25 protein-coding genes and 1 pseudogene are annotated in these 25916 nt (G+C 62.9%); 12 read left to right on the plus strand and 14 right to left on the minus strand.

The annotated features are described in order from the left end of the window. Nucleotides 1–102 precede the first annotated feature (102 nt). From BN1134_RS12590 to BN1134_RS12600, 3 genes are all read left to right on the plus strand, one after another. Entirely contained in the window at nucleotides 103–936 is an 834-nt protein-coding gene (locus tag BN1134_RS12590) for an HDOD domain-containing protein (protein ID WP_042047619.1), read from the plus strand. Continuing rightward, entirely contained in the window at nucleotides 933–2762 is a 1830-nt protein-coding gene (gene malZ / locus BN1134_RS12595) for a maltodextrin glucosidase (protein ID WP_042047620.1), read from the plus strand. Before BN1134_RS12590 ends, malZ begins: the two co-directional genes overlap by 4 nt. 78 nt (nucleotides 2763–2840) lie before the next feature. After that, nucleotides 2841–3638 (plus strand): glycosyltransferase family 2 protein, encoded by a 798-nt coding sequence (locus BN1134_RS12600; protein WP_052449488.1) that lies wholly within the window; start codon nucleotides 2841–2843, stop codon nucleotides 3636–3638. Nucleotides 3639–3684: 46 nt separating this feature from the next. Here BN1134_RS12600 and BN1134_RS12605 read toward each other — a convergent pair whose 3' ends face one another. Beyond that, nucleotides 3685–4719, minus strand: coding sequence for a glycosyltransferase family 9 protein (locus BN1134_RS12605; protein ID WP_042047621.1), 1035 nt, complete (start codon nucleotides 4717–4719; stop codon nucleotides 3685–3687). A 135-nt stretch (nucleotides 4720–4854) separates the two neighbouring features. Between BN1134_RS12605 and coaD the strand changes: the two genes are divergently transcribed. After that, entirely contained in the window at nucleotides 4855–5346 is a 492-nt protein-coding gene (coaD, locus tag BN1134_RS12610) for a pantetheine-phosphate adenylyltransferase (protein ID WP_042047622.1), read from the plus strand. On the opposite strand, the gene BN1134_RS12615 is transcribed toward coaD, so the two are convergent. The 6 genes from BN1134_RS12615 to radC all read right to left on the minus strand — a co-directional run bounded on the left by BN1134_RS12615 (nucleotide 5343) and on the right by radC (nucleotide 8980). Continuing rightward, nucleotides 5343–6212, minus strand: a complete 870-nt coding sequence (locus BN1134_RS12615; RefSeq protein ID WP_084214803.1) for a VirK/YbjX family protein — start codon at nucleotides 6210–6212, stop codon at nucleotides 5343–5345. The two genes, coaD and BN1134_RS12615, sit on opposite strands and share 4 nt — an antisense overlap. A 151-nt stretch (nucleotides 6213–6363) precedes the next feature. Beyond that, nucleotides 6364–7176 (minus strand): bifunctional DNA-formamidopyrimidine glycosylase/DNA-(apurinic or apyrimidinic site) lyase, encoded by an 813-nt coding sequence (gene mutM / locus BN1134_RS12620; RefSeq protein WP_042047625.1) that lies wholly within the window; start codon nucleotides 7174–7176, stop codon nucleotides 6364–6366. Nucleotides 7177–7190: 14 nt separating this feature from the next. After that, a complete protein-coding gene (locus BN1134_RS12625) occupies nucleotides 7191–7658 on the minus strand; it encodes a hypothetical protein (protein ID WP_042047626.1) in 468 nt (155 codons plus the stop codon). An 89-nt stretch (nucleotides 7659–7747) separates the two neighbouring features. Then, complete coding sequence (gene rpmG, locus BN1134_RS12630; protein ID WP_005307500.1) at nucleotides 7748–7915, minus strand: 50S ribosomal protein L33; 168 nt, start codon at nucleotides 7913–7915, stop codon at nucleotides 7748–7750. A gap of 11 nt (nucleotides 7916–7926) precedes the next feature. Beyond that, entirely contained in the window at nucleotides 7927–8163 is a 237-nt protein-coding gene (gene rpmB / locus BN1134_RS12635) for a 50S ribosomal protein L28 (RefSeq protein ID WP_005349438.1), read from the minus strand. 142 nt (nucleotides 8164–8305) lie between these two features. Beyond that, nucleotides 8306–8980 carry a RadC family protein gene (radC, locus tag BN1134_RS12640; RefSeq protein ID WP_042047628.1) on the minus strand — a complete coding sequence of 225 codons (675 nt, stop codon included), beginning with the start codon at nucleotides 8978–8980 and terminating at the stop codon, nucleotides 8306–8308. Nucleotides 8981–9124: 144 nt separating this feature from the next. Between radC and coaBC the strand changes: the two genes are divergently transcribed. From coaBC to BN1134_RS12660, 4 genes are all read left to right on the plus strand, one after another. Continuing rightward, nucleotides 9125–10351 carry a bifunctional phosphopantothenoylcysteine decarboxylase/phosphopantothenate--cysteine ligase CoaBC gene (gene coaBC / locus BN1134_RS12645; protein ID WP_042047630.1) on the plus strand — a complete coding sequence of 409 codons (1227 nt, stop codon included), beginning with the start codon at nucleotides 9125–9127 and terminating at the stop codon, nucleotides 10349–10351. Nucleotides 10352–10362: 11 nt separating this feature from the next. Continuing rightward, nucleotides 10363–10821: a dUTP diphosphatase gene (dut, locus tag BN1134_RS12650; protein ID WP_042047632.1), complete on the plus strand. Its 459-nt coding sequence runs from the start codon at nucleotides 10363–10365 to the stop codon at nucleotides 10819–10821. A 59-nt stretch (nucleotides 10822–10880) separates the two neighbouring features. Next, nucleotides 10881–11477: a nucleoid occlusion factor SlmA gene (gene slmA, locus BN1134_RS12655; RefSeq protein ID WP_042047634.1), complete on the plus strand. Its 597-nt coding sequence runs from the start codon at nucleotides 10881–10883 to the stop codon at nucleotides 11475–11477. A gap of 139 nt (nucleotides 11478–11616) precedes the next feature. Beyond that, nucleotides 11617–12447 carry a mechanosensitive ion channel domain-containing protein gene (locus tag BN1134_RS12660; RefSeq protein ID WP_042047635.1) on the plus strand — a complete coding sequence of 277 codons (831 nt, stop codon included), beginning with the start codon at nucleotides 11617–11619 and terminating at the stop codon, nucleotides 12445–12447. 59 nt (nucleotides 12448–12506) lie between these two features. On the opposite strand, the pseudogene BN1134_RS12665 reads toward BN1134_RS12660, so the two are convergent. After that, a pseudogene (locus BN1134_RS12665) lies at nucleotides 12507–14942 on the minus strand (VolA/Pla-1 family phospholipase). 290 nt (nucleotides 14943–15232) lie between these two features. On the opposite strand from BN1134_RS12665, the gene ubiK reads away from it, so the two are divergent. Continuing rightward, nucleotides 15233–15490, plus strand: coding sequence for a ubiquinone biosynthesis accessory factor UbiK (ubiK, locus tag BN1134_RS12670; RefSeq protein ID WP_042047637.1), 258 nt, complete (start codon nucleotides 15233–15235; stop codon nucleotides 15488–15490). A 21-nt stretch (nucleotides 15491–15511) separates the two neighbouring features. On the opposite strand, the gene BN1134_RS12675 is transcribed toward ubiK, so the two are convergent. From BN1134_RS12675 to trxA, 6 genes are all read right to left on the minus strand, one after another. After that, entirely contained in the window at nucleotides 15512–16498 is a 987-nt protein-coding gene (locus tag BN1134_RS12675; protein WP_052449490.1) for a GGDEF domain-containing protein, read from the minus strand. Between the two features lie 184 nt (nucleotides 16499–16682). Beyond that, complete coding sequence (gene fre, locus BN1134_RS12680; protein WP_042047639.1) at nucleotides 16683–17378, minus strand: NAD(P)H-flavin reductase; 696 nt, start codon at nucleotides 17376–17378, stop codon at nucleotides 16683–16685. Between the two features lie 73 nt (nucleotides 17379–17451). Further along, nucleotides 17452–18921 (minus strand): 4-hydroxy-3-polyprenylbenzoate decarboxylase, encoded by a 1470-nt coding sequence (gene ubiD, locus BN1134_RS12685; protein ID WP_042047640.1) that lies wholly within the window; start codon nucleotides 18919–18921, stop codon nucleotides 17452–17454. A gap of 51 nt (nucleotides 18922–18972) precedes the next feature. Beyond that, nucleotides 18973–19929, minus strand: a complete 957-nt coding sequence (locus BN1134_RS12690) for a hypothetical protein (protein WP_156991766.1) — start codon at nucleotides 19927–19929, stop codon at nucleotides 18973–18975. 105 nt (nucleotides 19930–20034) lie between these two features. Next, a complete protein-coding gene (rho, locus tag BN1134_RS12695; RefSeq protein WP_042047641.1) occupies nucleotides 20035–21300 on the minus strand; it encodes a transcription termination factor Rho in 1266 nt (421 codons plus the stop codon). 189 nt (nucleotides 21301–21489) lie between these two features. Continuing rightward, on the minus strand, nucleotides 21490–21816 hold the full coding sequence (gene trxA, locus BN1134_RS12700; protein WP_042047643.1) for a thioredoxin TrxA: 327 nt from the start codon (nucleotides 21814–21816) through the stop codon (nucleotides 21490–21492). Between the two features lie 113 nt (nucleotides 21817–21929). Here trxA and rhlB point away from each other — a divergent pair, with 113 nt between their 5' ends. The 3 genes from rhlB (at nucleotide 21930) to BN1134_RS12715 (ending at nucleotide 25900) form a co-directional block, all read left to right on the plus strand. Beyond that, the gene (rhlB, locus tag BN1134_RS12705) at nucleotides 21930–23213 is read left to right on the plus strand and encodes an ATP-dependent RNA helicase RhlB (protein WP_042047645.1); all 1284 of its coding nucleotides are present in this window, start codon (nucleotides 21930–21932) and stop codon (nucleotides 23211–23213) included. A gap of 8 nt (nucleotides 23214–23221) precedes the next feature. Then, nucleotides 23222–24721, plus strand: coding sequence for a guanosine-5'-triphosphate,3'-diphosphate diphosphatase (gene gppA / locus BN1134_RS12710; RefSeq protein ID WP_042047647.1), 1500 nt, complete (start codon nucleotides 23222–23224; stop codon nucleotides 24719–24721). Nucleotides 24722–24928: 207 nt separating this feature from the next. After that, nucleotides 24929–25900 (plus strand): DUF4382 domain-containing protein, encoded by a 972-nt coding sequence (locus BN1134_RS12715; protein WP_042047648.1) that lies wholly within the window; start codon nucleotides 24929–24931, stop codon nucleotides 25898–25900. Nucleotides 25901–25916 lie beyond the last annotated feature (16 nt).

Raw genomic sequence — 25916 nt, forward strand, 5'->3', positions numbered from 1 at the left:
GCAGGCATGAGTTCCCGGCTGAACATGGGGCCATCGAAAGGAGGCGGCCCGCGCTCCCCTGTGACACAATAAGCACAGTTGGCCACAGGGAACCGCCACACCATGTCGATGGATCGCCTCTTTGACAAGATCAAGCAGTTGCCGAGCATCCCCCAGCTGCTGCATGAGCTGATGCACAGCTTCGGTGACGAGAACGCCCGCATTGACGACATCGCCGCCAAGATCGCCATGGATCAGGTGATCAGCGTCAAGGTGCTGCGCATGGCCAACTCGGCGGCCTTTCGCCGTGGCAACGAGGTCACCTCCATCGAGCAGGCGGTGATGCGTCTTGGCTTCTCTCGCCTGCGCTCGCTGGTGGTGGCCTCCGGCATCATGAGCGGCTTCAAGGCCCCCCCCAGCTTCGACAAGACCCACTTCTGGACCGAGACCTTCCAGGTCGCCACCATCGCCAAGACCCTGGCCCAGCAGTGCGGCACGGTCGATCCCGAAACCGCCTTTACCTGCGCCCTGATCCACAACATCGGCGAACTGCTCATCCAGACCACCCTGCCGGAAGAGGCGGAGCTGGTGCACATGGCTATCGAGCGGGGCGCCAGCCGGGTCGATGCCCAGCGCGAGATGCTGGGCTACGACTACGCCCAGCTCGGCGCCGAACTGGCGCGGCGCTGGAACCTGGCCGACACCTTCGTCACCGCCATCGCCGAGCAGCTCGATCCGCTGGAACATGAGCCGGTGAGCAAAGAGGCGGTGCTGATCCGGCTGGCGGTCTTTGTCTCGTTCGCCTGGAGCGCCGGCGTACCGGCCCAGGCCATCGCGGCCCGTTTTCCGCGCGCCCTCGCCGAGCAGCTGGCGCTGGACCCGGCCACCCTCATCCCCCATCTGGAATCACTGCATCAACAGGGCAATGCCCTGGCCGACATATTGACGACCCCATGACCCCACCATTTCTGTTTCACCCCCAGGTGTCGCCCTGGTTTCGCGCGACCCACGATCAACTGCAGCTGACCCTGTTCAGCGATGCCGAGACCGCCTTCGACCAGGTGCTGCTGCGCCTCGAGCCCGATAACGAGGAGGAGCTGCACCCCATGGCGCTCCTCGAGCAACGTGGCCGGTTGCAGATATGGCAGATCACTGTGCCGTTGCCACGCGGCCAGGAGCACCACCGCTACTGCTTCAAGTGCCTCACCGGCGATGGCCAATGGTGGCTGCACGGCGGAGGTTGTGACCCCGCCATGCCGGCACGCGACACCCATTTTCGTTACAACAGCCGTCACCGGCCACCGGCCTGGGTGCAGGATCAGGTGTTCTACCAGATCTTCCCCGATCGCTTCTGCAACGGCGATCCGAGCCTCGACGTGCAGACCGGCGACTATGACTACCGCAATCGCCCTGTCATCCACAAGGCGTGGGGAGAGCCGGTCAGCGCCCAGGGTGAAGGCACCGCCGCCTGCGAATTCTACGGCGGCGATCTGGCCGGCATCGACCAGAAGCTGCACTACCTGCAATCGCTCGGGGTGAGCGCCCTCTACCTCAACCCCATCTTCGCCTCGCCGAGCAACCACAAGTACGACACCCAGGACTACTACCGGGTCGATCCCCACTTCGGCAGCAATGCCCAGTTCGCCGAGCTGACCCGCAACCTGCGCCAGCGCGGCATGCGGCTGGTGCTCGATGCGGTGGTCAACCACACCTCCACCGAACACCCCTGGTTTGCCCCTCCCGCAGGAGCCCACCGCAACCCCGCCTCCCCCTGGCGCAGCTTCTACACCTTCGATGCCGAGGGCGACTACGTCAGTTGGAAGGGGATCCGCAGCCTGCCCAAGCTCGATTTTGCCAGCGAGCAGGTGCAGGACGCCGTCTATCGCGCCGATGACGCCATTTTGCGCCACTGGATGCGCCCTCCCTACCAGATCGATGGCTGGCGCCTCGACGTCATCCACATGCTGGGGGAAGGGGGCTGCGCCCAGGGCAACCGCCGCCACGTGCGGGCCATCCGGGCCGCCATCAAGCAGGAGAACCCGGACGCCTACGTGCTCGGCGAGCACTTCTTCGAGGCCAGCCAGTGGTTGCAGGGCGATCAAGAGGACGGCGCCATGAACTACTACGGCTTCGCCCACCCGATCCGGGCCTTCCTGGCCGGCAAGGACATCGCCTATCACCCGATCAAGATCAGCGCAGCCGGGCTCGACCAGTGGCTGCGCCAGGCCCGCGCCCATATCCCGTTTGCCAACCAGCTGGCCCAGTTCAACCTGCTCGACAGCCACGACACCGCCCGCTTCCTGCAACTGCTGGACGGGGATCGCGCCCGCATGACCCTGGCCGTCACCCTGCTGATGACCTATATCGGCGTCCCCTGCATCTACTACGGCGACGAGGTGGGCATGCTGGGGGGCAACGATCCCGACTGCCGCCGCTGTTTCCCATGGGAGACCACCCACTGGGATCACGCGCTGCACGAGCGCTACCGCCACCTGATCCGCCTGCGCCGGCAACGGCCGGCCCTGCGCCGTGGCGACTGCCAGACCCTGTATGCCGGCGATCATACCCTGGCCTTCGCCCGCACCCTGGAGAGCGATCAGGTGGTAGTGGCCTGCAACCGTCACCCGACCAACCCGCGCACCCTCACCCTGCCCCTGTGGCAGACCGGCGCCAACGCCACCCGCTTTCGCGATGCCTGCAGCGGCGAGCGCTTCGAACTGGTGCAGGGTGAGTTACAGCTGACCCTGCCCCCCGGCGCGGCCCGCGTACTCATCGCCACCTGATCCACGCCACCGCCCGGCCTTTGCCCCACGCCGGGCGGAAGATTAGAATGTGCCCCTAACCTGCAAACGGATAACCCTATGTCAGCTCAGCAACCCGTGACCCTGGCGGTCGCCATCACTACCTTCAACAGCATGCGCTGCCTGCCCCAGGTGCTCGACAGCCTGGATGGGCTGGCCGAACGGGTGGTCATCGTCGACTCCGGCTCCACCGACGGGACTCGCGAGTACGCCAGCGAGCGCGGCTGCGTGGTCATCGAGCGCCCCTGGCCGGGCCCGCTCAAGCAGAAGGTCTTCGCCATGGAGCAGTGCGCACCGGCCAAGTGGATCCTGCTGCTCGACTCCGACGAGTCGCTCGAGCCGGAACTCAAGGCCGATATCGCCCGGGTGCTGCAAGAAGATGACAGCGCGATCGCCGCCTGGGAGTTCCAGCGCAAGATCTGGTTCCTCGGCGGCTGGCTGCACCACATGTACCAGCCGGAGTGGCGCCTGCGGCTGGTTCGCGACGGCCAGTGGCGGATGGAGGGCAAGATGGGCCTCTACCACGACAAGCTGGTGACCGACGGCAAGGTGGGCAAGCTCAAGGGGATCTGCCGCCACGACTCCTATGCCGACATCAAGGATGCGGTGCTGCGCGCCCAGCGCTACGCCGAGCGGGCGGTGGGCCGTGAACTCAAGGGCGGGCGCTGGTATGACTTCGTCTGGTGCGTCATCGACGTACTGTGGCGCCACGGCATCCGCCAGCGCGCCTTCCTCGACGGCAAGCGCGGCCTCATCATGCTGGGGATCACCATGGCCTCCAAGTTGATCCGCCAGGCCTACCTGTGCGAGCAGCGCCTCAACCCGCGTCCGAAGGACTGGGACAACCCAGTGGTGTAACGGCAATAAAAAAACGGGCTCACAAGAGCCCGTTTTTCATGGGAGATCAAGACCAGAAGCGGGGAGCCCAATCGGCAATCTCGGCCGCCACCACCTTGGGTTCGATCTGGCTCATGTCCTCCGGGTGGTCGCTGTCCTCCGGCGGACTGAAGGCCAGGTGGCGCCCCTCGCCGTTGAGCGGCCGCCAGCGCAGCGGCGTGGCCGAGCGGCGCATCGGGAAGAAGCCGACCGTCGGCACGTCCATGGCAGCCGCGATGTGCAGCGGCCCTGTGCTGCCCGCCATGAACAGGGCGGCGTTAGCGATCACCTGGCAGAACAGGGGTAACCCCCCTTCCGAGCGGTAGATCCAGCCGTTACCTCCGTGGGCCAGCATCTCGGCGGCCAACTGCTCGGCGATCTTCTCCTCCCCCGGGCCGGCAGTGAGGATGCACTGCAACTCGGGCCGCGCCTGGTTGAGCTTGATGATGATGCGGGCGTACTGCTCGATGGAGAGGTTGTTGGCCGAGCCACCGCTGCCGGCATGCACCAGCAGCCAGGGACGCTCGGCATCGACCCGCAACCGCGCCGCTACCTGCTCGCGCACCCGGGCCAGCACTTCGGGCGGGAAGCGCAGGAAGGGGGCCGAGGGTTCGACCGGGCTGGCCCCCTGCTCGTGCACAAAGTGGCGGATCAGATCGAGGTTGTACTCGGATTCGGGCTTCTCGGAGCGGGAACGGCGCTGGGTCAGGCGATGGTTGTAGAGCACCTGGGCCAGCTTGGTGGCCGGCGCCAACCGGTAGGGAATGCCCGCCTTCCACACCAGCATGGCATTGCGCGAATTGGAGAAGAGGCAGATGGCGGCGTCAAACGCCTGCTGCTTGACCCGCGCCAGCAAAGCCAGTTGGGTCTCTTTGTCCGCCCCCTTGCCGGGATCGATCATCACCTCGTCGATCCAGGGGCACAATTGCGCCAGCGGCGCCGTGTAGGCGGGCACCAGGGCGGTCACGTGGCAAGGCAGCGACTGCTTGAGCATGGCAAAGCTCGGCCAGGCCAGCATGAAGTCGCCGATCTTGTCGTTGCGGACCACCAGTATACGTTTCATCACAACCTCGACTTGTGCCCCGTTACTTCGGGTCGGGACATTGGTTTCACACGGTGCGCTATTCTTGCCCGGCACACTCCACATCTCAAGCGGTGGCCGTATAATGCGGGCATTTCGCCTTCAGGAGATCACGCCATGAGCAATCGGGTCATCTATCCGGGGACGTTCGATCCCGTCACCAACGGCCACACCGACCTCATCAACCGCGCCGCCCATCTGTTTGACGAGGTGATTGTCGGTGTCGCCGCCAGCCCGAGCAAGCGCCCCCTGTTCGATCTCGAGGAGCGGGTCGCCCTGCTGCAACAGGTCACAGCGGCGCAGCCCAACGTCACCGTGGTGGGCTTCTCCGGCCTGCTGGTGGAGTTCGCCCGCCAGCATGGTGCCAACGTGCTGATCCGCGGCCTGCGCGCCGTCTCCGACTTCGAGTACGAGTTCCAGCTGGCCAACATGAACCGCCGCCTGATGCCGGAACTCGAGAGCGTCTTTTTGACCCCGGCACAGGAGAACTCGTTTATCTCCTCCAGCCTGATCAAGGAGGTGGCGCTGCACGGCGGCGACATCGATCAGTTCGTCGACCCGCTGGTGGCAAAGGCCATCAACGCCAAGCTGGCCGCCCGCTCCGCTTAGCGCGGGAACAGCTCGGCCATGCGCTGGGCCAGCGCATCCAGCCACTCGTAGCGGCGCCGGTACATGGCCCGCTTCTTGGAGGCGATCTCCTCGAGTGGCTTGCGCTCGACCTGGCCCAGCTGGACGAAGTTATCATCCAGCGCCGTGGCGCCAAACTCTTCCCACAACTCGTCATAGTCAGCTTGCAGGTTGGCCTTCTGCTTGCTGCTGTAGCGCTTGGCCTGGAACACGTGAGCCTGGGTGCGCACCGCCCGCACCCGGCGGGCACCGAGCCGTTCGGCCAGCATCAGCACCAGCATCACCACCAGTGACTTGGGACGCAGTCCATGGGCCTGCTTGGTGAGGACGCGCACCCGCCCCTGGGCATCGTCGATCGAAGGCTCCGGCCCCTGCATGGAGCCGATCACCAGCCCGATGCCATCGCCGACCCGTTCGAGGGAGAAGGCGCAGCTGTAGAGCCGTTTGTCCTGCTCGTCGAGAATGGAGAAAGAGAGCTCGGCCTCGCGACGGAAGGTGCCGTCATAGCGCAGCACGATGCGCGCCTGCTCTTCGGGCAGGGGGCCAAAATCCAGCCCCTGCTCCAGATAGAGCGAGCGGATCAGCTCAGGGTAGAGCGAGAGCAGCAGGCGATAGTGCTCCTCGAGCATCTCGGCCCGCTGCGCGGCGCTGGAGCCGGCGAAACGGTAGGGGCGCAGCGGCTTGTCGAGCAGCTCGTGGTAGCGCGCCGGCAGCTCGCGCAGGCCCGGCTCCTGGAACAGCTGGAAAATGCGGGTCAGCTCGTTGCGATAGAGCAGGCTGCGCAGCCGGAACTTGATGCGATTGAAGGTGACGCGTGACGAGCCGTCGGGGTAGAGATACTGCGCCATGGCAGCAGCATCATAGCGTTGCCGGCTAGCCAGTTCAGGCCAGCTCATGCGAGATGGAGTCATGATGTTCTCTCAATTCAATAACTGCACCGGATCCTAGGGAAGCTGACGCGGCAAGGCAACCCGGAGCAACAGGCCGTTACAAGATGGTTCAGTGCTGGCACTCGGGGCAGTAGAAGGTGTTACGCTGCCCCAGTCGCAGGGAGCGGATCTCGCTGCCGCAGGCATAACAGGGCTCGCCAGCCCGGCCATAGACCTGCAACTGCTGCACGAAATAGCCCGGTTTGCCGTCGGCACTGGTGAAATCCTTCAACGTGGTGCCCCCCTGCTTGATGGCCTCGGTCAGCACCCGCTTTATCTCTGCTACCAGCTCCCCCAACCGCCCCCGGTCAATGTCGCCGGCGGCGCGCTTGGGATGAATGCCGGCGGCAAACAGCGCCTCGTTGGCATAGATGTTACCCACCCCCACCACCACCTGGTTGTCCATCAGGAACTGCTTGATGGCGGTGCTGCGCCCCTTGGCGCGCGCTTGCAGGTAATCGGCGTTGAAGGCATCGGTGAGCGGCTCGGGGCCCAGTTTGGCCAGCAGGGCGTGCGCCTCGGCCGGATCGCGGGTCCACAGCAGGGCGCCGAAGCGGCGCGGGTCGTTAAGCCGCAGCAGCTTGCCGTTCTCCAGCTCGATATCCACGTGATCGTGTTTCTCGGCCGGCGTACCGATCGGCAACACCCGCAGGCTGCCCGACATCCCCAGGTGCAGGATGGCGGTACCAAAATCGGTCTCCAGCAGCAGGTACTTGGCGCGCCGGCTGACCCGGCGGATGGTGAGCCCGGCCAGCTCCTGGATCTCTCCCGGCACCGGCCAACGCAGACGACCATCACGCACCACCACGCGGCGCACGGCGACGCCGGTCAGCCAGGGGGCGATCCCCTGCCGGCTCACCTCGACTTCTGGCAATTCAGGCATTTAACGACTCCGCTTCACTCTTTGGCCACCGGCCCGGGGGCCAGCAGCGAACGATATTGCTGCTCGCTCAAGGCGAGCCAGCGATCTGGCGGCAGCAGGGCGGCATACTGGCCATTGTCCTGGTACAGACCGATTTCGAGCGGCTCATCGCGCCCGGCCACCCACACCTTGAGCACCACAGGCACACCGCGCAGTGCCGTGGCGGCAGGCAATGACCAGCGACTCCATTCGCGGATATGCGTATCGAGCGCGGCGGCATCCAGCCCCAGATCGGGCCGGCTGCGCCAGCCCTGACCAAGCCGCTCAATCTGCCAGCTCGGCCCCTGCCAGGTGAGCACGACCGCATCAGCAGGCAGCAATGGCCGCTCACGATCGCGGCTGTTGATCTCCTGCATCTGATCCATACGGTGCAGCAGCGTGATGGCGGCGAGTACACCGACGATGATGACGTTGTTCCAGCCCTTGCGGGAGAGTCGCAGCATGGGTCCTCCTGGTGCAGCAGGCAGTGTATGTGGATCGCCGGTATAAAAAAACCCGGCCGAAGCCGGGTTTTTTGGGAGAGCAGGATCAATTACTTGATCTTGCCTTCCTTGTAGATCACATGCTGGCGAACGACCGGATCAAATTTCTTGATCTCCATCTTTTCGGGCATGGTGCGCTTGTTCTTGGTAGTGGTATAGAAGTGACCAGTACCGGCGCTGGAGTTCAGGCGAATCTTCTCGCGAATACCTTTAGCCATGATTTAGCTCCTTATACCTTCTCGCCGCGGGCGCGCAGTTCGGCCAGAACGACCTCTACGCCACGCTTGTCGATGATACGCATGCCCTTAGCGGATACGCGCAGGCTTACGAAGCGCTTTTCACTCTCAACCCAAAAACGGTGAGTGTGCAGGTTCGGCAGGAAACGACGCTTGGTAGCGTTGTTAGCGTGCGAACGGTTGTTACCAACTGCCGGACGCTTGCCGGTTACTTGGCATACTCTAGACATGTCAGTCTCTCCAAATCTTACTTCTTGCTCGAGCAAATATTTGCCCCGCTGGCCTTCGATTGCGGGGCAAACAGAAGGCGGCATTTTATACAGCATCTGTGATCAAAGATCAACAAAAACGGGGCCCAGCGCCGCCGGCCATTCAGAGCCAACCACGCTCAGCAAAGGAAACCGTGATGCCGTCACCGATCACCAGATGATCCAGGACTCGCACATCGATCAGGGCCAGCGCAGCGAGGATCCGTTCCGTGAGCTGGCGATCGGCCCGGCTGGGCTCGGCCACACCGGACGGGTGATTATGCGCCAGAATCACCGCCGCTGCATTATGTTTGATGACGATCCGCACAATTTCCCGCGGCCAGACGCTGGCACCAGCCAAGGTTCCCTGAAACAACTCCTCGTCATGCACCACCCTGTGCTGGCTGTCGAGCAGCAGCAACAGGAACACCTCCCGCTCGCGATCGCGTAATCTGGCCTGCAAATAATCACGGGTCAGCAAGGGGCTGGTGAGAGGGTCGCCACGGCGCAGCGGCTCACCCAGATAACGGCGCGACATCTCCAGCACCGCCTGCAACTGCACGAACTTGGCCTCGCCGAGGCCATGGCTGCGGCAGAACGCCTGACGATCGGCACCGAGCAGGGCGCGCAGCGAGCCGTGCTCATTAAGCAACACCCGAGCCAGCGCCACCGCATCCATGCCACGCACCCCGGTGCGCAAAAAGATGGCCAGCAGCTCCGCATCCGAGAGGGCCTCCGGCCCCTTTTGCAGCAGTTTTTCACGCGGCCGCTCGGCGGCCGGCCACTCCTTGATCCCCATCCCATGCTCCTCCCCTAGCCTGCATCAACCATAGCCGGCGCGGCTGCCTCCGTGCGTTTTCGGTTCCTTGACCTCACCCCACTGTGCTCGCCAGCACGGTGTGTTATCTTAGCCGACCAGTATTCAGACAGTCTGGAATTGCCCATGAGATTGGCCGACAAACGCATCCTGCTTGGCATCAGTGGCGGCATCGCCGCCTACAAGAGCGCGGAACTGGTGCGCCGCCTGAAAGATCAGGGGGCCGAAGTGCGCGTGGTGATGACCCGCTCCGCCAAGGAGTTCATCACCCCGCTGACCTTGCAGGCGGTGTCGGGCCATGCGGTGGCCGACAGCCTGCTCGATCCGGCCGCCGAGGCTGGCATGGGCCACATAGAGCTGGCCAAGTGGGCCGATCTGGTGCTGATCGCCCCGGCCAGCGCCAATCTGATGGCACGTCTGGCCGCCGGCATGGCCGATGAGCTGCTCACCACCCTCTGCCTGGCCACGCCGGCCCCCGTCGCCTTGGCGCCGGCCATGAACCAGCAGATGTACCGTAACGCCGCCACCCAGGCCAATCTGGCCACCCTGGCCAGTCGCGGCCTCCAGCTGTGGGGGCCCGACTCCGGCAGCCAGGCCTGCGGCGATGTGGGCCCCGGTCGCATGCTCGATCCGCTCGAGCTGGTCGAACGCTGCGTGGCCGCCCTGGCACCGGCGCAAACGCTGGCCGGTCTGCGCCTGCTGTTGACCGCAGGGCCGACCCGCGAGGCTCTCGACCCGGTGCGCTACATCAGCAACCACAGCTCGGGCAAGATGGGCTTTGCCCTGGCCCGCGCCGCCGCCGAGCTGGGTGCCGAGGTAACCTTGGTGAGCGGCCCGGTGACCCTGACCACCCCGCCCGGCGTCACCCGGGTCGACGTGGAGAGCGCCGAGCAGATGCACGCCGCCGTGATGGAGCGCGTCAGACAACACGATATTTTCATCGGCTGCGCCGCCGTGGCGGACTATCGTCCGGCACAGATCAGCGCACAAAAGATCAAGAAAACCGCCGATAATGACGAGATGGTGCTGCAACTGGTGAAGAACCCTGACATCATCGCTGCGGTTGGCGCCCTCGCTAACAAACCCTTCACGGTCGGATTTGCCGCCGAAACCGTGGATGTGGAACAATACGCCCTCGACAAGCTCAACCGTAAACGCCTCGACATGATCGCCGCTAACGACGTGTCGCGCGCCGGACAGGGCTTCAATGCCGATGACAACGCCCTGACCGTGTACTGGCAAGGCGATCGGCGTGAACTGCCACTGAGCGATAAGTTGTCGCTCGCCCGCCACCTGCTTGATTTGGTGGCGGATCGTTATCGATCCAGCCGGGCCCCCGGCACACAACCATAACCACAAGCCGCATGACGACACAGATTGAAGTAAAGATCCTCGACACCCGTATCGGCCGCGACTATCCGCTGCCCGCCTACGCCACTCCTGGCTCTGCCGGTATGGATCTGCGTGCCCTGCTGGACGAAGCCATCACCTTGGCTCCCGGCGACACCGTTCTGGTACCGACTGGCCTGGCCATTCACATCAAGGATCCGGGTCTGTGCGCCACCATACTGCCGCGCTCCGGTCTCGGCCATAAACACGGTATCGTGCTCGGCAACCTGGTCGGTCTTATCGACTCCGACTACCAGGGCCAGCTGATGGTCTCGGTCTGGAACCGTGGCCAGGATAGCTTCACCATGCAGCCCGGCGAGCGTATCGCCCAGTTGGTGATCCTGCCGGTCGTGCAGGCTAGCTTTCAGCTGGTCGAAGAGTTCGATCAGAGCGAGCGGGGTGAGGGCGGCTTCGGCTCCTCTGGCCGCCAATAAAAACCGGATGCTTTGCGTTCCGGGATAAGAAAGATAAGCCATTGTTTTTAGGGGAATATATGGCAAGCAGTCAATTGAAACAGAGCCGGCGGGAGCAGATCCTGCAGGCCCTGGCCCACATGCTGGAGACCAGTCCGGGGCAGCGCATCACCACCGCCCGGCTGGCCGCTGAGGTGGGGGTTTCGGAAGCCGCGCTGTACCGCCACTTCCCCAGCAAGGCCAGGATGTTCGAGGGATTGATCGATTTCATCGAGGACTCCCTGCTATCTCGGGTCAACCTTATCCTCAGCGAGGAGAAGGAGACCATGGCGCGTTGCCGCCATATCCTGCAACTGTTGCTGGTGTTCGCCGAGCGTAACCCCGGGATCACCCGCATCCTCAACGGCGATGCCCTGCTCGGCGAGAACGAGCGGCTGCGCGATCGCATCGGCATGCTGTTCGACAAGCTGGAGACCCAGCTCAAGCAGGTGCTGCGTGAGAAACGACTGCGCGAAGGACAAGGGTTCCAGCTCGATGAGGGCATGCTGGCCAACTTGCTGCTGGCCTATGCCGAAGGGCGCATCAGCCAGTTTGTGCGCTCCGAGTTCAAACACAAGCCGACCACCGGCTTCGAGGAGCAGTGGACCTTCATTCGCAGCCAGTTGCTGCAGAGTTGAACCCATCGCTCCCATGCTCCAGAGGGAGGCCTTGGCCTCCCTTTGCTTTTTTATTGTTCACCCAACGACGATGAATGTCGCAATCCAGAGCACTAATGCTGCATTTTGCGCTCATCTTTCATGACCCACAGGAGATTCCATGGAACCTGAGATCCTCAACCAAGCACAGACCTGGCTGGTCCAAAATCAGGGGCTCATCATCGAGTACTGCGTGAATATCGCCGCCGCCCTGCTCACCCTGCTGCTTGGCTACATCGCTGCCAACCTGATCAGCAGCGCCGTGGTGAAAGTGATGAAGGGGCGCAAGCTCGACATCACCATCACCGAGTTCGTCGGCAACATCCTCAAGTACGCCATCCTGGTGTTCGTGGTGATCGCCGCACTGGGCCGGATCGGGGTACAGACCGCCTCCTTCGTGGCCATCATCGGTGCCGCCGGTCTGGCCATCGGTCTGGCGTTGCAAGGCTCGCTCTCCAACTTTGCCGCCGGCTTCCTGCTCATCATCTTCCGCCCGATCAAGGCCGGTGAGTTCATCGAAGTGGCCGGCACCAGCGGTGTGGTGCAGTCGGTACAACTGTTCACCACCACCCTTACCTCGGGCGACAACAAGATGCTGGTGGTGCCCAACTCCTCCATCCTCAACGGCACCATCATCAACTACTCGCGCATGGAGACCCGCCGCATCGACATGACCTTCGGCATCGGCTACGACTCCGATCTGCGCAAGGCCAAGCAGATCCTCGAGCGGCTGGTCAATGAAGAGCCGCGCATCCTGAAGAGCCCGGCCGCCACCATCGCCGTCGCCGCGCTGGCCGACTCCTCGGTCGATATCGTGGTACGCCCCTGGGTCAAGACCGGTGATTACTGGGGGGTCTGGTTCGACTTCCACGAGAAGGTGAAGCTGGCCTTCGACGCCGAAGGCATCGACATCCCCTTCCCGCAGCGCGTCGTGCACATGAAGCAGGCGTAACTGCGCCCGTCATGAAAAAGGCCGCCCATGGGGCGGCCTTTTTATTGGCGTGGTGAGCGTTACTGCTTGAGCAAGGAGGCATCGGTCACCACCACGGCCTGACCCCCGCTGGCGAAGAAGCTACCGAACTCCTTTTGCAGCTCGCGGGTCACCAGGCCGCTTTCGTCGTTGCCGTCCGGCGCCAGCAGTGAGCCGTGGCCCCCTTCCAGGAAGCGGGCGGCGTGATGGATGGCCCCCAGCTGGGTGTTGCCGAGATCGCCCAGCCCGAGCACCTTGAACAGCGGCTCGGTGCCGCCCAGCGGTGCGCTGGCAATCTGGTTCGGGATCACCCGATCCGAGAGGTTGAGCGCGCCATCCCCGACGATCTCGGTGGCAAACAGCTTGAAGTCCGGGCTGATGGCGGCCCCCAGGTTGATCGGATCGGCCGAGTCGAGCACCGACTGGGCGGCAAAGCTGTAGCTGGCCAGGGTACTGGCCGCACTGGCCTGGGTGGCCGCGCTCTGGCTTGGCAGGAACTCGTTGACGAAGCAGGTCGGCGCCGGCGTCTTGCAGTTCGGGGCATAGGCCGCAAAGGCGTTCTTGAGATCGGCAGAGCCTCCGGTCAGCACCCCGTACTGGAGAGTGGGGCCAAAGGTCGGCGAATTGAGCAGCAGCGGGGCGATGCCACCGCCCGGCATGGCCAGCGCACCGCTCTCGAACTCAAACAGGGCATCGGCCAGCGGGTTGCCCAGCTTCTGGTTGGCAACCGCCAGCAAGTTGGTGCCGGCAATGGCCCCCAGGGAGTGACCGAGGAAGTGCACCTTCAGGCCACCGGGCGTGCCAATCTGGGTGCCCAGCCCCTTGGCATTGGCCAGCCCCACCGCCAGACGCAGACCGAGCAGGTCAGCCACGCTCTGCTTGAGGTTATCGCGCGCCACGGTCAGGTAGCTCAGGTTCAGATAGGGGGTGGGATTGCTGCTGGTGGTGACGGTGGCTTCGCTGCCGCTCAGGGCGTAGCCACGCTCACCGTGCAGCGGGTGATCGATCACCACCACCGCAATCTGCTTGGCCGTAGGTTGGGCCTGCAGGCCGGCACCGATCTGGCTCAGGGCCAGGGCATAGGCGTTCTCCTTCACCGAGGTGACGCCATGCTGGTAGATGATGACGTCGGTCACGGCAGAGAGCGGGGCCACCGAGAAGATGCGCAGCGGCACCGACTGCACCTCTTCCAGCGCCGGCAGCGGGTTGAAGCGACCAATGTTGCGCTGGGCATCGAGCGGCTTGCCGCCCGAGGTGAGGCTCACGCCGATCAGCTTGCTCGCCTCGGCCAGCAGTTCGCTCTGGCGAGTCGGGTCGGCAATCAGTTCGCCCAGCAGCTGCGGATCGACGCCGGCCGCAGCCAGGCCGCCGCTCACCTCCTTGTCACCCGCCTTGAGGGCATTGGCAATGGCATAGAGGCTGTCGATGGCGCCATGCCATGACTGACCCTTGGCCTTATCCCAGGAGCCGGCCAGCGCCGGGGTGGAGAGGAAATAGGGGAGCTTGACGCTGCCGCTGTAGACGGTGGTGTTGTCGGCCAGCCCCTTGAGCTGCGGATCGGCTTCAATGGCCGCGGCCAGCTGCTCCTTCGAGGCCTACGGCAGGAAGGGCTCGGCCGCCAGCCGGGTCAGGAACGCGCTGCCCGCATCGATATCGCTCAGGGTATAGGTGAGCGGCAGGCTGGTGTTGCCGTGGGCATCTTGCTTCCACAAGGCGGCGGCGTCCAGACTCGGTGACTTGAGCACGCTGGCAGCGGCCCCCTTGACGGCCACCAGCACATCGGCGCCGGACTGGGTGGCAAACCAGTCGGAGAAGATCACCTGCTCCGACTTGATGCCGGTGGCCTGCAAGAACAACCCCTCTTGCAGGGCAATCATGCCGTGCAGGGTCTGCGAGGTGGCACTCTCACCCGCGCTGGCACGGATATTGGCATAGTCATCCCCGGCGCGCAGCGGGTTGCCGGTGCTGTCCTTGAGGGCGGTGGTCGCCACCATCATGTAGTAAGAAGAGGGATTGAGGGGCTTGAGCGGCACCACGGCCAGCTTGCCACCACTGCCGGTCACGATGAAGTCACTCCCGTAGACCAGCTGCTGCTTGATGCCGGAAGGGCGCAGTGTGCTGCTGTCAAACTCCAACTCAAAGACATAGATCGGAGCCACGGCAGCGCTGAAGGCGGCGGCGGCCGGTGTCGGCACGCTGATGCCCGCCGTGGTGACCGGCACCAGTTGGATCGCCTGAGTCGTGGACCAGCCATCCAGGGTGGAGAGGGCGGAGACCGGGTTGGAGAGATCGCTGGTCTCGGTCGAGAACTTGAGCGTGCCGTCGCTGTCACGGGCAGCCAAGGCGCTGGGGCGCACGCCATTGGCGCCGCTCAGCAGGTAACTCAGGGTGCTGGAGGTGTCGTCCTTGTTGTCACCACCACCACAACCGGCCAGCAGGGCACTGGCCACGGCAGCAAAAATCAGCTTCTTTTTCATGTTTTTGTCTCATTATTGTGAACTTGTACCTGACGGGGGCGGGGTAATGGGTTCCAACCCGCCCCAAGACATTAACATGAAGGCAACAAATGGAAAGCCTCTGGTCAGTCATCGGATCTCACTTCCTGAACAAAAATGCGACACGGCCCTCATCCTGGAAACCGGCAGACTAGCATGCTCACTCCGCTCGCCCACTCCGACCAGCGCCGATCCGGATCACAGGCTGCCGCATGCCGCTCGGCAGGATCGGTCAATCCGGGTAGAATGGCGGCAACCAGAAGGAGATTCCGATGATTGACCCGAAGAAACTCGAAGAGATCGCCAAGCAGATCCACAACGCCATGCCGCCCGGCATCAAGAGCATGGGTGAGGAAGTAGAGAAGAAGATTCGCCAGGTGCTGCAAGCCCAGCTCGGCAAGCTGGATCTGGTTAACCGCGAGGAGTTTGATGTGCAGACCAAGGTGCTGCTGCGTACCCGTGAGAAACTGGCGGCCCTCGAAGCCAAGCTGGAGCAGCTCGAAAAGCAGCTCAGCGACAAGGGCGAATAAGCGCCGAATCCGGTAACGGGCCTACACCTGCAACAGATGCCAGGCCCGCTTTCCTTGCTCCTTGGCCTGATACATGGCCCGATCCGCCAGTTCCAGCGCCGTCTCGAACGCCAGCTCATCCCGCCACACCGCAATCCCGATACTCATGCCAACCCGCAGCGCTGAGCCCGGCGCCGGCGCGAACGCCTGCACCCGCGCCAGCAGCACCTCGGCCAACGCGGCCAGGGCCGCCGGCTCTGCCGCACCGGCCAGATAGACCACAAACTCGTCGCCACCATAACGACCACATACCGCCTGTGGTGCCAGCTCGTGCAACCATTCGCCCATGCGCTGCAATACCCGATCGCCGCAGACATGGCCAAACAGATCGTTGATTTCCTTGAAGTCATCCAGATCGATAAACAGCAGGGCCGCCGGCCCCATCAGATGCTCACCCCCGAGTGACTGGCGCAGCCCCTGCCGGTTGAGCAGGCCGGTCAGCGCATCCCGGCATGCCTGCTCGGCCAGGCGCCGCTCGTACTCCTTGCGCTGGGTAATGTCGATATGAGCCCCCATGATGCGCAGCGGCCGCCCATCCTCATCCCACTCGATGACCCGGCCGCGATCCCACAACCAGGTTACCTCCCCCTGCGGGCTGAGGGTCCGGTATTCGGCCTCATAGAAGGGGGTCTTGCCGGCCAGGTGACTGAAATAGTGGTGTTGAGCCCGCTCGCTGTCGTCCGGGTGCAGCTTGGCCCGCCACACATCGAAGTGGGGTGCCATGTCACCGGCCTGGAAATTTTGCAGGTTGAACACCCGCAGCTCACCGGTCTGCACCAGCCCCTGCCATAGGCAGAGGCCGGTGCCATCAAGCGCCGCGTTGAGCTTCTCCTGCAACTGGCGATTTTCCTGTTCAAGGCGCGCCAACTCGGCCCGCAGCCCAGTCAGTTCATCCGCAGCCATCAGCCGGGTACCATCTGCGGCTACCCCTTCGCTGATCGGGCTCAGGTTATATTCGGATGCAGTCATGAGCACCTTCACTCCCTTGTATGGCTGGCTCCATCAGAATGCGACTCTCCGGACAGATTCAGGAGAGGCTGTCATCATGGTGAAATTTACGACGAAATGCCATGGTCTGATGCAAATCGCCGGGCCGGACTCACAACGAAAGAGCCCCCGCATTGGCGGGGGCCCGAGTCGTCATGCAAGCGGCTCAGATGAACTCGTAGGCATCGCCGAAGATGCGCTCCGGTTCGGCCCCGAGCAGCTTGAAATCTTCGCGGGCGGCACCGGCCATCTCGAAGCGGCCCGCCACATAGATGTCGTAGTCGTGCAGGCTGACGAAGTCGTCCATGATCGCCTTGTGTACCAGGCCGGTACGTCCTTCCCATGCGCTGTCAGGCTCCTGCACCACAGGAACGAAGGTGAGCGGGGCATAGTGCTGCTCGAGGGCGCGCATCTCATCAAACTCATAGAGCCAGTGGGCCTGACGTACCCCCCAATAGACGAACACGGGGCGCTCACTGCCGCTATCGACCAACTGTTGCAATATGCTGCGCACGTAGGAGAACCCCGTGCCTCCGGCCATCAGGATCAGCGGGCGGGGCGAGCTTTCGCGCAAGAAGGCCTTGCCAGCCGCCAGCTCCACCTCGATCTCGCCTTGCTCGCGCATGCGCGCCAGCACCTGACCGGCATAGGCGTTCTCCGCCGTGGCGCCGATTTGCAGCTCCAGCCCGGAGCGGGTGGGGGCATTGGCAATGGAGAAGGGGCGCTTATCCGAGTCGCTCATCACCACCAGCAGGTACTGGCCTGGCTTGAAGGCAACCGCCTCAGCAGGCTCCAGGCCGACTTGCCAGATGGTCTCCACCACTTCGCGCAACTCCGTTACGCGGCACTTGATTCGTTGCATGCGTTTCCTTTCACGGTGGTCTCGGCCACCTCGCTCATGTTCTTCATTGTGATGATCGGTGCCTGCGCACCGATCAGTCGAGAATACCCAGTTCGCCCCAGATAGCGTCAATCTTCTGCGTCACCGCCGGGTCCTGGACGATGGGCTGACCCCATTCGCGGTCAGTCTCGCCCGGCCACTTGTTGGTGGCATCCATCCCCATCTTGGAGCCAAGCCCCGATACCGGCGAGGCGAAATCGAGGTAGTCGATCGGGGTGTGCTCGATCAGGGTGGTGTCGCGCGCCGGGTCCATCCGCGTGGTGATGGCCCAGATCACGTCTTTCCAGTCGCGGGCGTTGATGTCGTCATCACACACTATCACGAACTTGGTGTACATAAACTGACGCAGGAAGGACCAGACCCCCAGCATCACCCGCTTGGCGTGGCCGGGGTAACGCTTCTTGATGGTGACGACCGCCATCCGGTAGGAGCACCCCTCCGGCGGCAGGTAGAAGTCGACGATCTCGGGGAACTGCTTTTGTAGCAGCGGCACGAACACCTCGTTGAGGGCCACCCCGAGCACTGCCGGCTCATCGGGCGGGCGGCCGGTATAGGTGCTGTGATAGATGGCATCCTTACGCAGGGTCATGTGGGTGATGGTGAAGACCGGGAACTCATCCACTTCGTTGTAGTAGCCGGTGTGATCGCCATAGGGGCCCTCGGGAGCCTGCTCGCCCGGCTCCAGATAGCCCTCCAGCACGATCTCGGCGCTGGCAGGCACCTCCAGATCGCAACTGATGGCTTTTACCACCTCGGTACGGCTGCCGCGCAGCAGGCCGGCGAAGGCGTACTCGGAGAGGGTGTCAGGCACCGGCGTCACCGCACCGAGAATGGTCGCCGGATCGGCACCCAGCGCCACCACTACCGGGAAGCGCTCGCCCGGGTGGGCCTCCTGCCACTCACGAAAATCGATGGCACCGCCACGGTGATCGAGCCAGCGCATGATGAGCTTGTTCTTGCCGATCTTCTGCTGACGGTAGATGCCGAGATTCTGCCGCTTCTTGTAGGGGCCGCGGGTGATGGTCAGCCCCCAGGTGACCAGGGGGGCCACATCGCCCGGCCAGCAGTGCTGGATCGGGATACGGTCGAGATCCACCTCGTCACCGGTCAGCACCTGCTCCTGGCAGGGGGCCGACGAGAGCCGCTTAGTCGGCATGTTGAGCACCTGCTTGAAGATCGGCAGTTTCTCCATCAGCTCCCTGAATCCCTTGGGCGGCTCCGGCTCCTTGAGGTAGGAGAGCCAGGTTCCCACCTGGCGCAGGGCGCCCACATCGGGCTGGCCCATGCCCATGGCCACCCGATCCGGCGTGCCAAACAGGTTGGCCAGCACCGGCATCTGATATCCCTTGGGGTTCTCAAACAGCAGGGCAGGACCGCCGGCACGCAGGGTGCGGTCACAGATCTCGGTCATCTCGAGATAGGGATCGATCTCGCGGCTGATCCGCTTGAGCTGACCCTGCGCCTCGAGCTGTGCGATGAAATCTCGTAAATCCTTGTATTTCATAAGGCTACCGCGTTGGGATTCGGGGGGATCACAGTATACCGCCAAGGGCCATCAGGGGCGACCCGGCTCAGGGTAGACACGGCCACCCCCCTGTTCATGGAGCAATCGATCCGCCAGCAGGATCAGTTGCAGCGATTCGGCGCGCGGCTTGAGCAACTTGGCCAGCGCCACCCCATCCGGCCCGATCCCAAGCTCCCGATGCAGATAACTGCGCACCGGATCGGGCAGGGGATGCAATGCCCCGAGCGCCAGCATGGCGGCACTGTTGAGCCCAGGCTCGGCAGCCGCCGACAGCAGCAGCTCACCCGCCGCATTCCCCTCATGGAACCGGGAAACCAGAGCCAAGGCGCGCAGGGAGTCGTCATCCACCGGGCGCCGCCACAGGGTGAAAAACAGCTCGGACGAGCCGGTATAGTCGAGCAGGGTGTAGATCAGCCGGTTATCCGGCAGATAGAGCGGTGTACGGGCCACGGCCTGGGCCAGCTGCAACCTGACCGGGTTCGGAGCCTGCGCCAGCGCCGCCAACAGGGCACTCTGCTGGCGCTCCAGATCCGGGTTGTTCCAGCGATAGATAGCGCGCAGGTTCAACTTGCCCGCCGCCAGTTCATAGCCATATTGTCCCTGCCAGTCGAGCTGCTGCCAACTCTGTAGCAGCCGGCGAGCCAAAGCCGGGTAGTCATAGCGGGGCAGGGAGACCAGAAAGCCATCCTGCGTCTGTGAAGTGAGGGTGCTCGGCACCCGCTTGCTCTGCGCGGCCACCCAGGTTCGGGTCGGTGCCGCCGGTCGCTCCGAGCCGGAGAGGCCTTGCAACAACCACCAGCGCAGCGGCTCGGACTGAGCGCTGGGGAGGGAGTCGAGGAAGGTATCGAGCGCCGCCAGCTGCCCCTGTTGCAGACGTGCCGTCAGATAGGGCAGATGCTCGCTCGGACGAGCCCTCTGGTAGTCGTCATCGGCCATGGCGGTCAGGCTCAGCACGAGCGTGGCGCAGGCGATCAGCATCCTTCTCATCGTGTTCCCATTCCTTCTGGAGCCCCAGGCCATAGTGCGTAAATGCTCGCCCGCCAGCAAATGAAAACCGCGACCCTGAGGCCGCGGTTGTCGCATCGTAACGAATTACTTCTGCTGACGTTTCATCGAGTCAAAGAACTCGTCATTAGTCTTGGTCGCCGCCAGCTTGTCGATGAGGAACTCGATACTGTCGATCTCACCCATGGGGTGAATGATTTTGCGCAGGATCCACATCTTTTGCAGCTCGTCCGGAGCCGTCAGCAGCTCTTCCTTACGGGTACCGGAGCGGGTGATGTCGATAGCCGGATAGACGCGCTTCTCGGCGATCTTGCGAGACAGGTGCAGTTCCATGTTACCGGTGCCCTTGAACTCTTCGTAGATCACTTCGTCCATCTTGGAGCCGGTGTCGATCAGCGCGGTCGCGATGATGGTCAGGCTGCCGCCCTCCTCCACATTACGGGCCGCACCGAAGAAGCGCTTCGGACGATGCAGGGCGTTGGCATCCACACCACCGGTCAGTACCTTGCCGGATGACGGGATGACGGTGTTGTAGGCACGCGCCAGACGGGTGATGGAGTCGAGCAGGATGACGACATCCTTCTTGTGCTCGACCAGGCGCTTGGCCTTCTCGATCACCATCTCTGCCACCTGTACGTGACGGGCCGCCGGCTCGTCGAAGGTGGAGGCGATCACTTCACCCTTGACCATGCGCTGCATCTCGGTCACTTCTTCCGGACGCTCGTCGATGAGCAGCACGATCAGCTCACAGTCGGGGTGGTTGTAGGCGATGCTCTGGGCGATGTTCTGCAGCAGCATGGTCTTACCGGCCTTGGGCGGTGCGACGATGAGGCCGCGCTGGCCCTTACCGATCGGGGAGGCGAGATCCAGTACACGCGCAGTGATGTCCTCGGTGGAGCCATTGCCACGCTCCATGCGCAGACGCTCGTTGGCGTGCAGCGGGGTGAGGTTTTCAAACAGGATCTTGTTGCGAGCGTTTTCCGGGCGGTCATAGTTGATGTTGTCAACTTTGAGCAGGGCAAAGTAGCGTTCACCCTCTTTCGGCGGGCGGATCTTGCCGGCAATGGTGTCACCGGTGCGCAGGTTGAAACGGCGGATCTGGCTGGGAGAGACATAGATATCGTCCGGGCCAGCCAGATAGGAGCCGTCAGCGCTGCGCAGGAAGCCGAAGCCGTCGGTCAGGATTTCCAGCACACCATCACCGAAGATGTCTTCCCCACCCTTGGCATGGGCTTTCAGGATGGCAAAGATGATGTCTTTCTTGTGCGCCCGCGCCAGATTTTCCAACCCCATGGATTCACCAAGCTTGATCAGCTCAGACACAGGGGTGTTCTTCAATTCAGTCAGGTTCATAGTGGTAAAAATCTGTAAGCAAGGATTGTGAGATGTGGGGGAGTTTGCTGGATTGTTGCTGATTTGCTTGAGGTTGCCCGGTGGCAAAAAGATGAGCAAACGGACAATAAACTAGCACCAATCGGAATGAGCGTCCACTGGCAGAAACTAAAGGAGCGCATTATTGCAATGCGCTCCCCGAATCAATCATTAGATGTTGTTGTCCAGGAACTCTTTAAGTTGAGTCTTGGACAGTGCGCCCACCTTGGTCGCAGCCACTTCGCCGTTTTTGAACAGCAGCAGGGTCGGAATACCGCGAATGCCAAACTTGGGCGGAGTATCGGCGTTGTGATCGATGTTCAACTTAGCAACGGTCACACGGCCTTCATATTCCTGAGCAACTTCATTCAGGATCGGTGCAATCATCTTGCACGGACCACACCATTCGGCCCAGAAATCAACCAGAACGGGACCAGCAGCCTTGAGAACATCTGCCTCGAAGCTGGCATCGCTCAGTTGAACAATCTTGTCACTCATCTCCAACTCCAGTCAGTAAATAAGGCTTTATTGAGAGGCCAATAAAGGCCATAGTTGCCCTATTTGAAATGATCCTGTTTATTAATGCAAGCCTAACCTGATAACCTACCGCCATGAGCAAAACACATTTAACTGACGAAAAATTCGCCCAAATGGGCCTCGAACCTGAAGTGCTTGCAGGTCTGGAAGCCAAAGGATTTCACTACTGTACACCGATCCAGGCACTATCACTGCCACTGCTGGTCGAAGGCCATGACATCGCAGGCCAGGCTCAGACAGGTACAGGTAAAACCATCGCCTTCCTCGCCGCCACCTTCAATTATCTTCTCACCCATCCGCTGACCACTCCCCGCCTCATCAACCAGCCGCGCGCCATCATCATGGCTCCGACTCGCGAGCTGGCGGTGCAGATCCATAAGGACGCCGAAAGCATGGCGGCCAGCACCGGCCTGAAACTGGGGCTGGCTTATGGTGGCGAAGGCTACGACAAGCAGCTCGCCGTACTGGAGCAAGGGGTCGACATCCTGGTCGGCACCACGGGTCGCATCATCGATTACTACAAGTCGAAGGTGATCGATCTGGCCAACATCCAGGTCGTGGTGCTGGACGAAGCGGATCGCATGTTCGATCTGGGCTTCATCAAAGACATCCGCTTCCTGTTCCGCCGTATGCCGGCCGCCGGTGATCGACTCAACATGCTGTTCTCAGCCACCCTCTCGCTGCGTGTGCAAGAGCTGGCCTACGAGCACATGACCAACCCGCACCATGTGCAGGTGGAGCCGGAGCAGATGACCGGTGTCCGCATCAAGGAGGAGCTCTTCTACCCCTCCAACGAAGACAAGATGCTGCTGCTGCTCACCCTGATGGAAGAAGAGTGGCCGGATAAGGCGATCGTGTTCGCCAACACCAAGCACTGCTGCGAAGACATCCATGCCTGGCTGGAGGCCGATGGCCACCGCGTCGGCCTGCTGACCGGTGACGTGCCGCAGAAAAAGCGCATGAAGATCCTCGAGGAGTTCACTCAGGGCAAGCTCGATATCCTGGTTGCCACAGATGTGGCCGCCCGTGGCCTGCATATCCCTGACGTCACCCACGTCTTCAACTACGACCTGCCGGATGATGCCGAAGATTACGTGCATCGCATCGGTCGTACCGGCCGTGCCGGTAAGAGCGGCCACTCCATCAGCCTGGCGTGTGAAGACTATGCCTTCAACCTGCCGGCCATCGAGGAGTACATCCGCCATCCGATCCCGGTCAGCAAGTACGACCGCGAGGCTCTGCTTACCGATGCCACCCCGCCGCGCCGTGTGCAGCGCAACCGCCCGCCGGTGAATCGCAACATGCGCGATCGCCAGGGTGGTGGCGGTAACCGTCGTCGTCCCCCCAAGCGCGCCTGAGGATACCGTTGAGCAGCTCTCCTCTCTATGCCGCTATCGACCTCGGCTCCAACAGCTTTCACATGCTGGTGGTGTGCGAGGTCGCCGGAGCCCTGCGCACCGTGGTCAAGGTCAAACGCAAGGTGCGTCTGGCCGCTGGCCTGGATGCCGATTTTAGCCTGAGCAGGGCCGCCATGGAGCGGGGTTGGGACTGCCTGCGCCTGTTTGCCGAACAGCTGCAAGACATACCGCCCGAGAACATTCGGGTGGTCGGTACCGCCACCCTGCGCCTGGCCAGCAACGTCGATGACTTCCTGCGTGAAGCCGAGCGGGTACTCAACCACAACATCGAAATCATTTCGGGTGAGGAAGAGGCCAAGACCATCTATGAAGGGGTCTCGTGGACATCGGCCGGCGAGGGTAACCGACTGGTCATCGACATCGGCGGCGCCAGCACCGAGCTGGTGATCGGCGAGCAGAGCGAGGCCAAGCTGCTGAGCAGCCTGCATATGGGCTGTGTCACTTGGCTCAACAACCATTTTGGTGATGGTGAGCTGTCGGCCGAGCGCTTCCAACAGGCCATCTCCGCGGCCAAAAGCGTGCTGGCCAAGGTGGCGGCCGACTATCTGGCGCTTGGCTGGAAGAGTTGTGTCGGGGCCTCCGGCACGGTGCAGGCCCTGCAAGAGATCATGCTGGCTCAAGGCAAGAGCGAACAGGTCACCCTGCCCAAGCTGCGTGAGTTGATGCAGCAGGCTATCGCCTGCGGCCGCCTCGATCGCCTGCAACTGGAAGGGCTCAACGCCGAACGGTTGACGGTCTTTCCCTCCGGCCTTGCCATCCTCATCGCCCTGTTCGAAGAGCTCGGCATCGAGAGCATGACGCTGGCCGGCGGGGCGCTGCGCGAAGGGCTCATCTATGGCCTGCTCGGCAACAGCCACGACTGTGACGCCCGCGATCGCACCGCCAACAGCCTGATCAACCGCTATCAGCTCGATCGGGAACACGCCGAGCGGGTACGCGATACGGTGGTGGAGGCCTTTGGTCAGGTGCAGGCCGGTTGGCGCCTTTCGCGCCGCTATGGCCGCCCGATCCTGCGCTACGCCGCACTGCTGCACGAAATCGGTCTGTGCATCGAGTACAAGAAGGCTCCGCAGCACGCCGCCTATATCATCGACAACATCGACATGCCGGGTTTCACTCCGGCCCAGAAGAAGTTGTTGTCCGCCCTGCTGCTCAACCAGCGCGACGATTTCCGGCTCGACCCACTGGAGCGTCAGGGGGCCGTGACCGGCCAGCAGGCGATCCAACTGGTTCGACTGCTGCGCCTCTCCATCATTCTGTGCATGCGCCGCACCCGGGGTACGGTGCCGAACTTCGCCTTCCATGCCGAAGGGGAGAGCCTGACCCTCACCCTGCCAAAAGGGTGGCTCGACGTGCACTATCTGCGCGCCAGCGAGCTGCGTCTCGAGGTAGAACGTCAGCAGAAGATGGGCTGGCCGACCCGCTTGCAGGAGCGGGATCAGGAGTAAATGAGGGGCGCCATAGCGCCCCTCTTCATTGGGGTCAAACGCCCCCGCCTCCGACAATCTGTTTCGCAGATCGGCATCCCCTCCAAAAGCTCTTTTCTATCCATTTCATGCAGTTGTCATCATCCTCCCCTTTGGGGATAAGCATGTGCCGCGACCAGCCTCGACTACATTGGAGGGGCATAACCCTAACTCGCAAGGATGAACCCCATGAAACGACTGTTCCTGTTCGGGCTGACCGCCGCACTGACCGCCTGTGGCGGCGGGGGGGATGACAGCGCTTCCGATGCCAAGATGTCGCTGGCCTTCTCCGATGCACCGGTCGATGCGGCCAAACGGGTCTGCATTGCGGTGAGCCAGGTCAGCATCCATCCGATCTCGGGCGCAGAGACGGCATGGAGCAGCAAGAGCTTCCTCGATGCCAGCCAGGACGACGGTTGCACCCCGCCGGGCGAGAGCATTCCGCTCAACGCCGACGGCAGCCCCCGCTTTGTCTACATCGATCTGCTCAAGTATCAGGGATCGGCCAGCCGCAACCTGCTCGCAGGCCAGACGGTGAGCGCCGGGGAGTACAGCCAGATGCGCCTGACCGTGCTCGACGGGCGCGCGGTGACCAACCAGTTTGACGACGGCACGCCCTACTCCTACGTGCAGCAGGATGACGACACCATCAAGCCGCTCGAGGTGCCGAGCAGCCAGCTCAAGCTCGACGCCTTCACCATCACGGCCGGCGGCACCAGCAACTTCACCACCGAGTTCGACCTGCGCCAGGCTCTGGTACTGCCGGGGCATGAGGCCTACTACAAGCTGAAACCCCGCGGTGTACGGCTGGTCAACAACACCCAGGTGGCCACCCTGAAGGGCAGTGTGGAGGGGAGTCTGTGTGCGGGTGCGCTGGCCGATCAGGCTGCGGTTTACCTCTACGCCCCACGCAGCGACGACGCCTACCCCGACATGGCGGATGCCGACAACGGCTTCTATGCCAGCGCCCCGGTGGTGAGCGATGGTGCCGGCGGCTACCGCTACGAGCTCGGCTTCGTCGAGCTGGGCAACTACGACGTGGCGCTGGTGTGCAACGCCACCGAGGATGACCCGGCGGTGGCAGGGGATCCGCTCGATCTGGAGCGCACCCTGAAGGCCCAGACGGTGACCGCCCCCACCACCACCCTCAACCTGGAATGAGAAAGCGGGGCCTGAC

This window comes from Aeromonas simiae (assembly GCF_000820125.1).
Lineage (GTDB): Bacteria > Pseudomonadota > Gammaproteobacteria > Enterobacterales > Aeromonadaceae > Aeromonas > Aeromonas simiae.